Annotated in this window: 17 protein-coding genes and 1 pseudogene; 8 read left to right on the top strand and 10 right to left on the bottom strand. The window is 37.4% G+C overall.

The window, feature by feature from the left end; genetic code table 11:
* Positions 1 to 395: 395 nt before the first annotated feature.
* The 4 genes from ACK4M9_RS06565 to cysC are packed head-to-tail and all read left to right on the top strand — an operon-like array spanning position 396 to position 4047.
* On the top strand, positions 396 to 1106 hold the full coding sequence (locus tag ACK4M9_RS06565) for a phosphoadenylyl-sulfate reductase (protein ID WP_409848809.1): 711 nt from the start codon (positions 396 to 398) through the stop codon (positions 1104 to 1106).
* Positions 1107 to 1141: 35 nt separating this feature from the next.
* Positions 1142 to 2296, top strand: a complete 1155-nt coding sequence (gene sat / locus ACK4M9_RS06570; protein WP_409849177.1) for a sulfate adenylyltransferase — start codon at positions 1142 to 1144, stop codon at positions 2294 to 2296.
* Between the two features lie 41 nt (positions 2297 to 2337).
* Positions 2338 to 3417: a sulfate permease gene (cysP, locus tag ACK4M9_RS06575; protein WP_409848810.1), complete on the top strand. Its 1080-nt coding sequence runs from the start codon at positions 2338 to 2340 to the stop codon at positions 3415 to 3417.
* A gap of 30 nt (positions 3418 to 3447) precedes the next feature.
* Positions 3448 to 4047, top strand: a complete 600-nt coding sequence (gene cysC / locus ACK4M9_RS06580; RefSeq protein ID WP_409848811.1) for an adenylyl-sulfate kinase — start codon at positions 3448 to 3450, stop codon at positions 4045 to 4047.
* A 574-nt stretch (positions 4048 to 4621) separates the two neighbouring features.
* Here cysC and ACK4M9_RS06585 read toward each other — a convergent pair.
* Both ACK4M9_RS06585 and ACK4M9_RS22740 read right to left on the bottom strand, forming a co-directional pair.
* The gene (locus ACK4M9_RS06585) at positions 4622 to 4966 is read right to left on the bottom strand and encodes a YppG family protein (protein WP_409848812.1); all 345 of its coding nucleotides are present in this window, start codon (positions 4964 to 4966) and stop codon (positions 4622 to 4624) included.
* A gap of 158 nt (positions 4967 to 5124) precedes the next feature.
* Positions 5125 to 5169, bottom strand: a pseudogene (locus ACK4M9_RS22740) (hypothetical protein); the annotation flags it as partial.
* A 7-nt stretch (positions 5170 to 5176) separates the two neighbouring features.
* Between ACK4M9_RS22740 and ACK4M9_RS06590 the strand changes: the two are divergent.
* Positions 5177 to 5503: a hypothetical protein gene (locus ACK4M9_RS06590; RefSeq protein ID WP_409848813.1), complete on the top strand. Its 327-nt coding sequence runs from the start codon at positions 5177 to 5179 to the stop codon at positions 5501 to 5503.
* Positions 5504 to 5701: 198 nt separating this feature from the next.
* On the opposite strand, the gene ACK4M9_RS06595 is transcribed toward ACK4M9_RS06590, so the two are convergent.
* The gene (locus ACK4M9_RS06595; RefSeq protein WP_409848814.1) at positions 5702 to 5818 is read right to left on the bottom strand and encodes a YjcZ family sporulation protein; all 117 of its coding nucleotides are present in this window, start codon (positions 5816 to 5818) and stop codon (positions 5702 to 5704) included.
* Positions 5819 to 5981: 163 nt separating this feature from the next.
* Between ACK4M9_RS06595 and ACK4M9_RS06600 the strand changes: the two genes are divergently transcribed.
* Together ACK4M9_RS06600 and ACK4M9_RS06605 are read left to right on the top strand one after the other, a co-directional pair.
* The gene (locus ACK4M9_RS06600; protein ID WP_409848815.1) at positions 5982 to 6836 is read left to right on the top strand and encodes a site-2 protease family protein; all 855 of its coding nucleotides are present in this window, start codon (positions 5982 to 5984) and stop codon (positions 6834 to 6836) included.
* 177 nt (positions 6837 to 7013) lie between these two features.
* Positions 7014 to 7448 carry a VOC family protein gene (locus ACK4M9_RS06605; RefSeq protein ID WP_409848816.1) on the top strand — a complete coding sequence of 145 codons (435 nt, stop codon included), beginning with the start codon at positions 7014 to 7016 and terminating at the stop codon, positions 7446 to 7448.
* A gap of 125 nt (positions 7449 to 7573) precedes the next feature.
* Here the strand turns inward: ACK4M9_RS06605 and ACK4M9_RS06610 are convergent, their stop codons facing one another.
* Together ACK4M9_RS06610 and ACK4M9_RS06615 are read right to left on the bottom strand one after the other, a co-directional pair.
* Positions 7574 to 8098, bottom strand: coding sequence for a CBO0543 family protein (locus ACK4M9_RS06610; protein WP_409848817.1), 525 nt, complete (start codon positions 8096 to 8098; stop codon positions 7574 to 7576).
* 154 nt (positions 8099 to 8252) lie between these two features.
* Complete coding sequence (locus ACK4M9_RS06615) at positions 8253 to 8711, bottom strand: hypothetical protein (protein WP_409848818.1); 459 nt, start codon at positions 8709 to 8711, stop codon at positions 8253 to 8255.
* Positions 8712 to 9007: 296 nt separating this feature from the next.
* Here ACK4M9_RS06615 and ACK4M9_RS06620 point away from each other — a divergent pair, with 296 nt between their 5' ends.
* Entirely contained in the window at positions 9008 to 10366 is a 1359-nt protein-coding gene (locus ACK4M9_RS06620) for an aldehyde dehydrogenase (protein ID WP_409848819.1), read from the top strand.
* 149 nt (positions 10367 to 10515) lie between these two features.
* Here the strand turns inward: ACK4M9_RS06620 and ACK4M9_RS06625 are convergent, their stop codons facing one another.
* The 5 genes from ACK4M9_RS06625 to ACK4M9_RS06645 form a co-directional block, all read right to left on the bottom strand.
* Positions 10516 to 11310 (bottom strand): ABC transporter permease, encoded by a 795-nt coding sequence (locus tag ACK4M9_RS06625; protein WP_409848820.1) that lies wholly within the window; start codon positions 11308 to 11310, stop codon positions 10516 to 10518.
* 76 nt (positions 11311 to 11386) lie between these two features.
* Complete coding sequence (locus ACK4M9_RS06630) at positions 11387 to 12175, bottom strand: ABC transporter permease (RefSeq protein ID WP_409848821.1); 789 nt, start codon at positions 12173 to 12175, stop codon at positions 11387 to 11389.
* 1 nt (position 12176) lies between these two features.
* Positions 12177 to 13169 carry an ABC transporter ATP-binding protein gene (locus ACK4M9_RS06635; RefSeq protein ID WP_409848822.1) on the bottom strand — a complete coding sequence of 331 codons (993 nt, stop codon included), beginning with the start codon at positions 13167 to 13169 and terminating at the stop codon, positions 12177 to 12179.
* 385 nt (positions 13170 to 13554) lie between these two features.
* Positions 13555 to 14388, bottom strand: coding sequence for a hypothetical protein (locus ACK4M9_RS06640; protein WP_409848823.1), 834 nt, complete (start codon positions 14386 to 14388; stop codon positions 13555 to 13557).
* A gap of 73 nt (positions 14389 to 14461) precedes the next feature.
* Positions 14462 to 15286, bottom strand: a complete 825-nt coding sequence (locus ACK4M9_RS06645) for an alpha/beta hydrolase family protein (protein WP_409848824.1) — start codon at positions 15284 to 15286, stop codon at positions 14462 to 14464.
* Positions 15287 to 15348: the final 62 nt, after the last annotated feature.

Below are 15348 nucleotides of genomic sequence, written 5' to 3' on the forward strand. Positions count from 1 at the left end.
TTTTCTGAAACATATTGTGGTCGAAATTTTTATTATTAGAAGTCGCTAGATTTCCTTGAACGAGTCTCTAAAATTCGTTTAGAGTTTTACAGAGAAGAGAAAGGGAAGCCGGCGACTTTTCATTAAGATTGTGACTGAATGGTTTTCGTAACATTTTTTTATTTTTCCTTCCTCAGTCCCCTTGACAAAATTCTAATCTTTTCATAAAATTAGTTATACATATAAAACAGATGAAATTACTCGGGATTAAATTCATACAAAAATAATAGGGATTAGCTGACTAGACAAACTAGAGGCGACACAGAGTTCTGATTGCAGAGAGCTTTGTGTCGTCTTTTATTATTAATGAAAAAACTACTAATTTGTAAATTGCTAAAAAACGGGAGGGGTATCATATGGCGGAACTAACACATCAATACGTGACTGAAGAAAATCTAATTGATCTAAATGCAAAGCTTGCTAAAAAGGATACGATTGATGTATTGAAATGGGCGTATGAGCATTATGGAGAAAAGCTAGTTTATGCCTGTAGCTTTGGGGCTGAAGGAGTTGTCTTGATCGATCTTATTAGTAAAGTGAAAGAAGATGCAACGATCGTTTTCTTAGATACAGAACTTCATTTTAAAGAAACGTATGAGCTTATTGAGAAGGTGAAAGTGAAGTATCCAACATTAACAATTAAAATGATAAAACCTCAATTAACAGTCACAGAACAAAAAAAATTGCATGGTGACGAATTGTGGAAAAATGCTCCTGACCAATGCTGTAGCATCCGCAAGCTACAACCGTTAGCAGAAGAGTTGTCTAAATACCAAGCGTGGATATCGGGATTAAGAAGAGAGCAATCTTCAACAAGGGCAAATGTGCAATTTGTGAATAGAGATAATCGCTTTCAATCAATTAAAATCTGTCCGCTTATTCATTGGACGTGGGATGATATTTGGATGTATATCAAACTTCATCGCCTTCACTATAATGAACTTCATGATCGTAATTACCCGAGTATTGGCTGTGAGAATTGCACATTACCTGTGACAGAAGGCGAAGGCTCTCGCCAAGGACGCTGGGCAAACTCGGATAAGACTGAGTGTGGGCTGCATCAGTAGCAAGTAAAAATAAGCGAATTTAGGAGGAATTAATGATGAGTTTAAGTGTACCGCATGGTGGGGAGTTAGTGAATCGTTTTCAAGAAGGTTTTAATTATTCACAGATTACTAGTGAGATTGAGCTTGATGATTTCGCTTTATCAGATTTAAAGTTGATTGCAAATGGTGCTTTTAGCCCCTTAACTGGCTTTTTAGGAAAAGAAGATTACGAGAGTGTTGTAAACGATATGCGCCTAGCAGATGGAAGCGTTTGGAGTATTCCGATCACACTTCCAGTTACTGAAGAAAAAGCGGCTCAGCTAACAATTGGTGAGGACGTGAAGCTAGTCTTAAAGGGTACGGTTTATGGGGTGTTAACACTTGAGGAGAAATATGTTCCAAATAAGGCTTTAGAAGCAGAACAAGTCTATCGAACAACGGATTTAGCACACCCAGGGGTCAAAAAGCTATATGAGCGTCCAAATGTTTATTTAGCCGGCTCAATTATTTTAGTGAAAAAAATTGAAGCGGAGCGCTTCCAAGAGTTTTACCTTGATCCAATAGAAACAAGAGCACAGTTTCGGCGTTTGGGCTGGAAAACGGTTGTTGGTTTTCAAACTCGGAACCCTGTTCATAGAGCCCATGAGTACATTCAAAAGTCGGCATTAGAGATTGTTGATGGATTATTTCTCAATCCATTAGTAGGAGAAACGAAATCGGATGACATTCCAGCTGACGTTCGAATGGAGAGTTATCAAGTTTTACTAGATAATTATTACCCTAAATCCCGAGTATTCCTAGCTGTTTTTCCAGCTGCAATGCGTTATGCTGGCCCAAGAGAAGCGATATTCCATGCCATCGTAAGAAAAAATTACGGCTGCACGCATTTTATCGTCGGTCGTGATCATGCTGGTGTTGGTGATTATTATGGTACGTATGATGCTCAGTATATTTTTCAGAATTTCAATGAGACTGAATTAGGAATTACTCCCCTATTTTTTGAACATAGTTTTTATTGTAAAAAATGTGGAAACATGGCCAGCGCTAAAACATGCCCACATACAAAAGAAGACCATGTTATTTTATCAGGAACGAAAGTACGTGAGATGTTGAAGAACGGTGAAATTCCACCAGTTGAATTTAGTAGAAAAGAAGTTGTTGAAGTGTTAATTAGAGGCTTAGCGGCAAAAGAAGCAGCTTACTCTAAGTAGCTAAGTAGTAAGTAGCTTGTTTTACGGAGAGGGAGAGGACGATGGTATTAATCATCATAGCGTTTGTGATTGCTTTCTTTTTTGCAATGAATATAGGTGCAAGTGGGACAGCGGCAGCGATGGGTCCAGCTTATGGAAGCGGTGCTATTAAAAAGAAGAGAAATGCAATGCTTATCGTAGCGGTATTTGCTTTTTTAGGAGCCTTAGCTGGTGGCGAGGTTGTTAAAACGATTGGTGGCGGAATTATTCCCGCTGAAATTATGAATGTTGAAGTAACGGTCATCGTTTTAGCTGCTGCTTGTTTAACACTGTTTATCGCAAATTTAATAGGAATACCATTGTCAACAAGTGAGGTTGTCGTTGGCTCACTAGTAGGGGCAGGAATCGCCTTTCAAGCCGTTCACTTTGATCGTTTAATTGTGATCATTTCGTTTTGGGTTGTTGTGCCAATTGTTGCATTTTTCCTAGCCATCATTGCCGGAATGCTTATTCGTCATCTCGAAAAAAAGTTTCCAGTATTAAAAGGAAAAGGTCGGTGGCATAAGTGGCTTGTCCTCCTCCTTGTTTTATCTGGCGGACTAGAAGCCTATGCAGCTGGGATGAATAATGTTGCAAATGCTGTCGGTCCTCTAGTGGGGGCAGGCTTGATTGACGTTAGTACAGCAGTTATAGTCGGGGGACTGTTCGTGTCTTTAGGTGCTGTACTCCTCGGTGGGAAAGTTCTTGAAACAAACGGGAAGAAAATAACTCGTCTCTCGCTTTTACAAGGAAGTGCCGTTTCAATTACTGGTGGTACACTTGTCATCGTAGCATCTGTATTCGGGTTACCGGTCCCTTTAACGCAAGTAACGACTTCAGCAATCGTCGGAATTGGCACCGTTAATACGGGCTTTAAAGTATTACAAAAAGACATTATTAAAAAAATAGCTATGGTGTGGATTGTATCTCCAGTTTTTTCACTTGTCCTTTGTTACGGACTAATTACGCTATTTATAAAAGCAGATTTTTACACAAGTTTTGTGATCATAAGTGTTTTTATTGCAACTATTGGTTCTGTTCGATTAGCACAAGCTACAAGAAGAGAGCAAAGGGCTTATCATGACCATGGTGGCGGAATTTAGTTTCTTATTTGAAAGAAAGTGGGGCTTAAAATGTCTGAAAATATCGTATGGCATGAAACAACAATTACACAGTCTCAAAGACAGGGGCAGAAAGGCCATCAAAGCTTCATCCTTTGGTTTACAGGGCTTTCAGGGTCAGGCAAATCAACATTAGCTAACGCTGTTGAGAAAGAGTTGTTTTTGCGAAATGTTCATTCGTATGTTCTTGATGGCGATAACATTCGTCACGGTCTAAATAAAGGTCTTGGGTTTTCAGAAGCCGATCGTAAAGAAAACATTCGGCGTATCGGAGAAGTCTCAAAGCTATTTATCGATGCAGGAGTCATAACATTAACCGCATTTATTTCACCATTCCGTGAGGACCGCGAATTAGTAAGATCGCTAGTAAAAGAAGGCGAGTTTATTGAAATCTTCGTCGATGCCTCGCTAGAGACATGTGAAAATCGTGACCCAAAAGGTCTTTACAACAAAGCAAGAGCAGGGATCATTCCAAACTTTACAGGAATTAGTTCTCCTTATGAACAACCTGACAACCCAGAACTTATCATCAAAACCGATCAGCTTACCATCGAGGAAAGTGTCAAAAAAGTAGTCACCTACCTAGAAACGCAAGGCTTGTTGTCCATATAGGTGCCTCATATAGGTGCTAGGCACCCATCTTACATAGGTGCCTGGCACCAATGAAAGTTCACATTCACCAATATAGATGTAAATATGATTGGCAAGAGTTTTCTAATCGAAGAAAGTGAACTTTCTTGTAGATCCTATTTACAGGGGAGAGACCTTAAGTGTGTCATCTAAAATGGACACCCCCCACTAGCAGGAGGAAAATTTACGCTGGAGTTATAGGATGATAATCTATTAGCATAAGACAATCTGATACTTCCATATCCTTTAGAAAAGGCAGCGAGGTGAGCAGATGTTGAAGGGGTTGGATTGGCAGATGGTGGCGTTTGTTGGGGTTTCACTTTTGCAAGAGTATTTAATACATCATCAATTACCGAAAGTTTACTATTGGAACGAATAGTTTTATAGGGCAACAAATGAATAGTAGCATTTATTAACAGGGCTGTCCCAAAAGGAAAGTATCGGTCACCTCGTCTACTATAAATAGATTTTGTACAAACATACACTTCTATTTATAGTAAGATTTCGAGGTGCTCTGACACTTATGGGACAGCCCCTGTTTGATTACTCCATTGTCCTATTTACCAAAAAATCCTCCTAGCATTTTAACCATTGGGCTTACTTGATTTACGAGCCCCATAGCTGTTTGGACGCCTCCACCAATTTTTTGAAAGTCTATTTGCCCTTGTTCGTTTCGAAAGATCGATTGTTTCGGAGGTTGCATAGGTGTTTGCTGGTATTGCTGAAAAGCTTGCTGTTGTTGATAATACTGATTTTGTGGATAATGACCTTGAATCCCTGCTTGGCGAGATCCGCCAAAAAGATCTCTTCTAATCGGCCTTTGCTGGTACCCCATAAATTGCTGTGGAACTTGATACTGTTGACCTGGATGATGAATCATACGATTTCTTTGTGGAAACAAATTTCTAGTCCCTCCTTTCTAAAAAAAATAAACTATCAACTATCTTAGCCTATGAAAAGTAACTGAAAACGGCACGGTTAATAACTAGTAAAAGCAAATTTCGCTAGAAGTCAGTACTAGTTATCTGCCTTTTTTTTCTATAAGTAGAATGTGTCCAATCAAAACAATAGAATCATCAATACGATAATTAGAGAAAAGGAGGTTTTTTAGATGAGTAGTTACCATCTATGTTGTCAACATAGAGGCAAGGTTGTTCATATTTATGAGAAAAGCGGAAAAGTACACTACGGAAGAATTGTTGAAGTAGATACAGAATATGTTTGGATTGACCGTTCAGTAGGTAGAAGTCCACGAGGATTAGCTTATGGTTATCCAGGTTATGGGGGTTACGGAGGCTACGGGGCTTATGGAGCTCACGGTGTAGGTTATGGTGGTTATGGAGCTCACGGTGCAGGCTTTGGTAGAAATCCTTTTCTTGCTCCTGTTGCTCTTGCAGCAGTAGGTGGTCTAGCTTTAGGTGCTGCATTTTTCTGGTAATTTCTTTTAAGGAATCGTTCCGGTATAGGGCGGTTCCTTTTTTTGCACTTTGCGCTTTTCTTATAATAGTTGTCGCTGGATTTCCTTGAACTAGCCTCTAAAAGTCGTTAAAGTTTTACAGCGAAGAGAAGGGAATTAGGCGACTTTTAATAATAAAAAGGTGCGTCATTTACTGACGCACCCCCCCATAAACTTAAATTAGTATAACCAAGCAGCACCGATAATCACTAGTAAAATGAATAAAACTAGAATTAACGCAAAACCGCTTGCAGCTCCAGTAGTTGGAACTCCACCTGTTGGAAGACAACCTGCCATGAAGAAAAACCTCCTTTAATTTTAGGTACAATTTAACGTATGCATTTAGAGGAGAAATGTTAATCGATGTCACGAAAATAGGCTGTTATCCATGGTCTGAATCGGCCAAGCAAGGCATAAAATTTAGTGTCGTACCCATGTTAAAATTAATGGAGGAGAAAAGGTGGATAATACACTTATTTTATTTGGCTTTGCACTCTTATTATCAGTATTCATTCATGAGTTCGGTCATTATGTTGCCTTTCGTCTTTTTGGTGGCAACGTAGAAGAGTTTGCGATTGGTTTTGGTCCTGCGATTTTCCAGAAAAGGATAGGGCAAAGTACATTTTCAATAAGGCTGTTTCCTTTAGGTGGTTATGTCCAACCAAATGGGAAAGACTTTGTACGTTACAATTACTATCAGAAAATCGTCTTTTTTTCAGCAGGAATAGGGATGAATTTTGTTTTATACTTCATTAGTTTTGGCTTGGCAAGTATCAGCCAAGGAAAAACGTTTATTAATGGTTTGGTTATCGCTCTGGATAGTCTTATTTCTATTGCTGCAAATATAGATGAGCTTTTTCGTTCATTAAGCATTGATCTTTTGTTTAGCAGTCAAGGCAGCGTGGAATCGCAAATGGAAATTGTTCACGGCTTTGGAAGTAGTGTTGATTTTTGGATGATGATAGCCGTAATTAATATCACCTTAATTTTTATCAATAGTTTACCTATTCCGGCTTTAGATGGCGGAAGAATTGTTGTTACAACTGTAGAACATCTATTATTAAAAATGGGTGTTGCAAAGGTAAAGATCGAAAAGGTAACAAACCCGCTTTATTATTTATCTTGGGTATTTATCATGGCTCTCATTTGTCTACAGATTATTTCAGCAAACACCTTTCAAATTATTGAAGATCTGAAGTATGCGAAGGGAAATAGTGGTATGACTACAATGGAAATCATTCTTTGGATGAGTCTATGTATTGTCTTTTTTATTAATGTTTATATTTTTATTAGAAACCGCTTTGCTAAAGCTTAAAAATATAGGGCTATCCAAAAAATCTCCACTTGCTGGACCATTTTGCATATATTCAATGCACGGGGAGGAGGCACTTATTGGATAGTTTGTTTTTTTTAACTACTTATCTTCGTACTTTAAAAAGGAATTAGAGCAATAAATGGAGAAACTAGAAGATAAAAGATAGGAGGCCGAACAATGAATAGAATTAATATCATTACACTAGGCGTTAACAATATAGAAAAATCATTACATTTCTATCGAGACGGACTAGGGTTTCAAACATCAGTAGATGAAGAAAACCCAAGCATCGTTTTCTTTACTAATCGTGGCACAAGACTAGCTCTTTACCCCCGCGTAGAGTTAGCAAAGGATATTAATGAAGAAGCTCCACCAGAAGAAGGAAACGGGTTTTCCGGAATTACACTAGCCTACAACGCGAAATCAGAAGCAGAAGTCAATGAAATTATCCAAAAGGCTGAAATAGCTGGTGGCAAAATAGTAAAAAAACCACAGCGTGTTTTTTGGGGTGGCTACAGTGGTTATTTTACAGACCCTGACGGTTATTATTGGGAAGTAGCCTATGGGGAGAATTGGGAGTTTGATGAAAATGATATGTTGGTAATAAAATAGCGAAGGCGAACACAATTGGAAAGGGCACGAAGGAGTTGTCCGCGTGCCCTTAGGTCAGTAATATGTTTAGCGAGATACGAAGGACCCTCTCACATGCCTCTATGTAAAAAAAAGATACCAATTAACTACTTATCGACCAAGTTTGCCTCAAAGATTAACGGGATATAATCAAAAACCCACAAATAAAAAACAATCATGATTGCAGAAAAACCGATTGCCAAAATTTGTCTCACTTGAGCAAGTCTTAATACAGGATACATGGTTAAATAAAAAAAGAATGTCCAGCCAATGTTCCAACCATTAGTGTAATTAAAATAGCCGATTTCTTTAGCCGCGCACTCTATTATAACTGAGGCTAAGATCCATTTTAAATAGTACCAAGTCTTTTTCTCGGTGGGGAAGAAACCAATAAAAAGCATCGTCCAACACGGAAAGATAATAAAACTATAGATCGTTTCAGTTATAAACTCATTAATGATAGGCGTCGAAATTTCCCATAACCAGCGATTAGTACTATGACAAAGGAAATGATAGTAGAGGTTAAACAACACAAAAAAAAGGAGAGGAATAAACGCGTCTTTCCAGTAACGCCATTTTCGTGTAATTAACACGCCAATAATTAAACCAAAGGACAATGAATAATGAAACAAGTCTTTCTCACCACCGAGATAAATAATATGTTTTTATTTTGCCCCCCTAAAGATAATAATACTTTTATTTTTGCTAGCTTTTTTATTTATTATCGAACAAAAAGGATATCGCCAATCAGCTAGGCGATATCCTCTTTTTTAAAAAATAATGAAGTTAAAGCAACTCGTATAAACTTGAAATAATATTGCTTCTACGATAAAGAAATTCGCCAATTAACCATAATAAAATAACAGTGGTCATTAAAATTAATGCAACCGCTCGTTTCTTGCTAGTCTCAATGCCCTTCATCTTTTTAAAATACGTTGAAAATTGGAACAAAAATCCAACCGAAATAAAAGAAAGAAGAGGAATACCAAGTATTAATAAGCTATGTAGTGAACGAATATGATAGTTCAACACAGCAAGTTGTTGTTGATTTTCTTCATTCTTCTGCAAAATATATTGTCCCTTCTTGAAGACTCCGTACTCAATGATTACAGTATTATCGGAGTCTTGAAGGGTGTAATTACTTGGATAAATATTAAATACCATAATCGGAATATAAAGAATGGTTAATATCACAAAGTATGTCAACGTAATTCTGAGCCAAACACCGTAATCTCCTTTCATCATAAGGTCACTCCTTTCCTAGTAAGAATAAGAATAACATTTTTTCTATCTATTGTTTAGGGAGTTACATTTTTGATTGCTGCAAAGGATAAGTGTTAAATGAATACTTGCATGCTCTCCTGATTTAGCAGAAAAAAATAAATAACTGGTTTTTGACACGAAAGGTTATAAAACGTTATGGTTATTTTAACACTGATATGTTTTGGTAAACACTATATTTCATATTAGAGACACTGATAAACTTCAATACGGGGCGACTAAGTTTAAAGCTAAGATTAATAAGATAAGGGGGGGTATAATTGGAAAACTATAAAGCTTTAGTGGAGAAGCAACGTGCTTACTTCCTAACAGGGAAAACGAAAGAGCTAGAATTTCGAATAAAAGCATTAGAAAAACTACGTCAAGTAGTTCAGAGTCATGAGGTAGAATTGACAGGAGCTTTGAAAGCTGATTTAAATAAAAGTGAATTTGATGCCTATGCTACCGAAATCGGTTTTATTCTACATGAAATTCGGTTTGTTATAAAACACTTAAAATCATGGATGAAGCCACAGAAGGTAAAGACACCTATGACGCATATTGGTTCTGTAAGTATGATTTATCCAGAGCCTTACGGTGTGTCGCTTATTATTGCACCTTGGAATTATCCGTTTCAACTAGCCGTAGCTCCGTTAATCGGCGCAATCGCAGCAGGAAACTGTGCGATTTTAAAACCATCAGAACTAACACCAACTACGTCAGCTTTGTTAGCTGGGTTAATTCATGATCATTTTCAGGAAGAGTATATTGCTGTAGTCGAAGGAGATGTAGCGACAAGTCAGGCATTGCTTGCAGAACGGTTTGACTACATCTTTTTTACAGGGAGTGTTCCTGTTGGCAAAGTCATTATGGAGGCTGCTGCAAAGAACTTGACTCCGGTTACGTTAGAACTTGGTGGGAAGAGTCCGTGTATTGTTGACGAAAAGGCAAACTTAAAACTTGCTGCAAAACGGATTGCTTGGGGGAAATTTTTAAATGCTGGTCAAACGTGCATAGCCCCAGACTATTTATATGTACAAAAAAGTATAAAAGAGCCATTCTTACTTTTACTGAAGGAAGCAATTGCCGATATGTTTGGAGAAATAGAGACATACACAAGGATTGTCAGTGAAAGGCACTTTTTACGTCTGCAGGAATTCTTACAAGACGGCTTGATCTATGTCGGTGGCGGCTCAGATCAAAATGCATTAAAAATTGAGCCAACCGTTCTGACAAATGTCACTTGGGATGATCGCGTTATGGCTGATGAAATCTTTGGACCGATTCTTCCAGTCCTAGAGTTTGAAGATATTGAAGAGGTTATCCGAGAAATTCAAGAAAAACCTAATCCATTAGCGCTCTATGTATTTTCAGAGAGCAACGATGTCCAAAACAAAGTTATCAATCATATATCCTTTGGAGGTGGTTGTATAAACGATACGATCTACCATATTACTTCCCCTTACTTACCGTTTGGTGGTGTTGGTAGTAGTGGGATAGGTGCATATCATGGAAAAGGTAGCTTTGACACGTTTTCTCATGAAAAAAGCGTATTAAAGCAAACGACTAAATTTGATATACCGTTCCGTTATCCAAACGTAAAAGACGGTCTTAAGAAGATTAAGATGTTTTTAAAGTAACTACTAAAAAGCAGCCACCTAGAATGTCAATGTCAGGTGATTTCTTTCGCAGCGCTGTTACCGAGTTTCAGTAATCAGGCTTGCTCTAAAAATCACCTGACAAATCTAGTCTTTATATTTGATCTATGCTCAAATGTTTTAAGTTCAGATTAACTACCTGTACTTGTAAATGCTCTTATCCCTCTGTTCCAAAAAGCGTAAGCAATAGCGCAAGAACCAATAGCAACAACAGGGGTCCATAAAGCAAATGCTTTATACCCTGAATGTTCAATAAAGTATGTCACCGGATAAAATGCAGTGAAGCCATACGGTATGATCCAAGTTAATAAAAATGCGATTCCTTTATGATAAATAGTAAGTGGGTAGCGCGTAAACTCGCTCAAGTTGAAGGTTGCCCAGACAATAGGTAAACTATCAACCATCCAAAAAGAAAAGGTAATAAAGAATAGATTAATGGCAACAAAAATAAAGCCGCTTGATAGAATTAAGATAAAAAGGAAAATTACATCTAGCATCGACCATTGTAAACCAAGCTTTGTCACTGAGGTTGTGAGTACAATAAGCCCAATGACTAACTGCCCAAAGCCATCCTGTTGAACTCTCTCAGCGCAAACTTGAAACAACGGATTAACAGGACGAATTAAGAGGCGGTCAAAGTTCCCATTTTTTATATACTGCCATCCAAGTGTCCACAGATTATCAAAGAAGATATGATGAATGGAGCGACCCGTCATAGCAATACCATAGATGAACAATATCTCATAAAAACTCCACCCGTTAATATCGTCAATATGTTGAAAGACAACACCAACAAAAAAGATTGCTGTAACCTGCTGTAAAATTACCGAGCCCATCCCAATGAAAAAATCGCCTCGATATTCCATCATTACTTTGATATGATTTTTAAAATAAAGCCAATAAAGCTTTAAATACCGGTTGATCATACGATCACTTCCTTTTATGAATTAGACTATAATATGATTGTGAGTAAAACCTCAAAATCTCCTCGCCAAGTTAAGGTTATCCGCCAAATATTGTGACCTTTCTTACTGCTAACGCCCATATAACCCGAACGAACGTAAAGATGGCAACAAGCCAGCCAAATTGTATGGCGATGGCCATATATGCAGCACTTCCAGAAAGTGCCCCCGTATAAATAGAAACAGGGACGAACACCATTGATTGAAACGGTAAGTATTGACTAAGTGTTTGAAACCACATCGGGAAAAGAGAAATAGGAATAAGAGCCCCAGAGAAAAAACGAATGATTGCTTCTTTAAATACACGTAATCCCCAAATGTTTATCGTCCAAAATGCGACAACACCAATAATTAAATCAATTTGAGCACCTAGTAAAACACCTAAAACCGCACTAATACTAAATAAAAGCCACCCCTCGATAGACGTTGGTATGTAAATACCGATAAAAAAGATCGCGATCATAAACATCGGTAATGCACTTCGTAAAGAACTTGATAGTTTAAAGCCGATATCCATGGCAACTAATTTATTTAATAAGTGGTATGGTCGCATAAGTTCAATAGCGATATTTCCTTCGCGAATGTCCTCAGCAAGTTGATTACCAACCCCCGAAACATATTCAGACATTAACATTGCAATAACCATGTAGGTAAGCATCATTTCAAGTGGCATATCAGCAATTGTCGTCCGATTTTCGTATACTGCGTTCCAAAAATAATACAGAATCAGTAATTGGACGACAGTAGCAAAAGTCCCCGCCCAATACCAAGCAGCATACGCAGTCTCTACTTTCATCATTACTTTCATAAATTCTAGATATTTACGCATTCTAACTCCCCCGATTAAATATTTCTTCGACAATTGTCTCAATTTTTGGATCGGCAATCGTTAAATCACGAATCGCGTATTCAGTCATCATCGTTGCAATAATCGATGCAGCAGACAATTCCTTACTTGTAATTGATAAAGTTACTTTTCTATGTTCCTGATCGTAACTATCAATCTCAGCAATTCCACTTAATTTTTCTGGCAGTTTAATAGTTTCATCTGCTTCAAGTTCAAAATGAATTAAGCGTTTATGTCCAAAATTTTCTTGGATTGACTGTAAGTTGCCATCATAAATAATCGTTCCTTCATTAATGATTATTATTCGTGTGCAAATCTCCTCAATATCTTGCATGTCATGTGTGGTGAGAATAACTGTCGTTCCCCACATTTTATTCATTTGTTTAATGAACTGGCGAATTCTCACCTTTACAGCAATGTCTAAGCCAATAGTCGGCTCATCTAAGTAAACTACCTTTGGACGATGGAGGAAAGCAGCAGCAAGCTCACAGCGCATCTTTTGCCCTAAAGATAGCTGCCTAACAGGAATAGCTAGCAAGGGCTCAAGGTTCAAAACTTCAGTAAATAAAGCTAACGTTTCTTTATATTGTTCTTCAGGCACTTCGTAAATATGGCGAAGCAGGTCATATGATTCGCGAACAGGAATATCCCAAAACAGTTGTGTTCGTTGCCCGAAAACTGCACCGATATTCTTGGCGTTTTTTTGTCGATCTTTATACGGTACGATACTATTAACAGTAATTTCGCCATCAGTAGGCGTTAAAATACCGCAAAGCATTTTAATCGTCGTTGACTTTCCAGCACCATTTGCACCAATATAGCCGATCATTTCACCTTGCTCGATATCAAAATCAATGTTTTTTACTGCATGTTTTGTCATATACGTTCTTTTTAGTAAAGCTTTCATAGCTCCTCTTAAACCTGGATCACGTTTTACAATTTGATAGTTTTTTGATAAAGATTTCACATGGATCATTATTTTTTCTCCTCTATTTATGTTTTTTATAATAAAAAATGCCATAGGAAAATTCCTATGGCATAGAAAACGAAGTAGAAACAACTAGTATAGTTCTACTGCATTGGAAAATATAGTCCCGTCTTATATCAGAAGAGACCCATATTTTTGCTTAAGTAACGAAAGCAAAATAAAATGCCACAGTCAATGCGCTCGTCTGTGGCATGAAATAAGACAATAATAATTTATGCAGCACTTGAACCGAACGAATTGGTCGTATATGTAATTGTTAATACAAATAAACTCATTTTAATCATTTCGTTCAGCTCCTTTCGAAAAATTGGATTACGAGGAAATTATATCCATAAATTTTTCTATTGTAAACTATTTTTTTAAAAGAAAAAAATTATTTATTTTTTTGTTCGGAATAGATCAAGTCTTTCAATCCTTTTGCGACAAAAATCATGAAGAAATGAAAGAGAACTTCAAAACTAAATGTAAGTTTTGTTCTAAGAACTTGCTGCTTTTTTAGTACCCAATCTAAAATATGGTGGGAGCAGAGGTTTATTATTATTGGAATGTTTTTTGAATGCATCGACCAAGTTGTTATAGCCGCTAAGGCAATTGTATAGATTGGGGCAATGATGAAATGCTCACGCCAAGAATGATTTACCCCTACACCAAATCGCATTTTTCTAAAGATTGCTAAACTATAAAGAATGGTGCTATGAATAACCACCATTGAATTGAATAAGGATAGGAGCAGCACGATAGGTGTGCCTTTTTGCAAATGTTTATCCCATAAATCACTAAGATAAAAATAGCATGGAATTAATGTTGCAGTGTAAAGTGTGCGCCACCAATTGGTTTTAAAGATCCCTAAAAAGATAAACACTTTTTCTATGACAAAAAAGTACATACTAAAGAAAAGCTTTGTTTTCCAACTATATTTAAATGTAGTGATAAAAATGGCGGTAATAGGCACAAAGATTGCTTGGGAAAGAATTGCACCGATCGTATTATCAAGAGCTCTTATCTTCAAAAAATTTGGTTTATAGGTGTACGATTGTAAAATATTAAAAGCAACGTATTCAAAAAGATAAGCCATTCCAATATTAGAAAGTAATAACGTGACAATCCGTTTACGATCTTTGGATTTGTACAAGGTGTACATTAGCATACTTATATGAATGAAGATTAGAAAGATAAACGGATATCTATTTGCTTTTCTCCTTACCAAGACAACCACCACGTTCTCATAAAATTAATAAAGATAGTATTTGGTTTCTTGTTAAAACTTATAACCGTTTTCACTAATTTGTTGCATCAATCCAAGAAAACATTCGATTAATTGCTTCATTGTGAATTACATAAGGCAAATGATGTCCATACCCCTCATACAAATGAAGCGATGTTTTTTTGCTTAGTATTCTTAGTCTTTCATACATGCTAAGACCGTGACGAACAGAAACTTGAGTATCGGCTTGTCCATGCATAATCAGTACAGGGCACCGAATCCTTGAGGCAAGATCGATGGGTGAACGTTCTTGATAAGCTAACGGTATTTTAGTTGGAGTCCCACCAATCACCCGCTTGAGCATTCGTCGTAAATCAACTCTTTCCTCATATGTCTGACTTAAACTTGAAACTCCTCCCCAAAGGATAAGCTTGTTCGTACTAGGCATTTCAATTGCTGTTCTCGTTGCGTTAATCGAGCCACGTGAAAAGCCCATGATTGAAATTTTTTCTTTATCGACAAATGGAAAGGACTCTATTAGCCGGAATGCTGCGTGAACATCTTCACAGTCTGCGCCCCCGAATCGATCTTGACCTTCGCCGCCTTCATGGCCCCGGTAGCAGGGGGCGAAGACAATATACCCATGATTGGCAAAGGCTTCCACCCAGCTAGGTTTAACTCGCCCAAAATGCCCAATCCCGCCGCGACAATAAATTAAGGCAGGTAGGTGAGATTGTCTAATTTTAATCTGATTTGAAACGATAGATTTGGCAACTTCACAGACAGGAAGATTGCCAAATAACCCTGCAATTTCCTCTTTGGAAACCTTAAAGTTGTTAGGCACACCGAGGTATCCTTTGACTTTCAATCCATTCGATAAATAAGTCACTTTGAAAATCATGTTTTAATATCCCTTCATAAATAATCTCGCTTTGTTACAAACTAACCAAAAAGTATAGTTAC

It is taken from the genome of Anaerobacillus sp., from assembly GCF_046314235.1.
Classification (GTDB): domain Bacteria; phylum Bacillota; class Bacilli; order Bacillales; family Anaerobacillaceae; genus Anaerobacillus.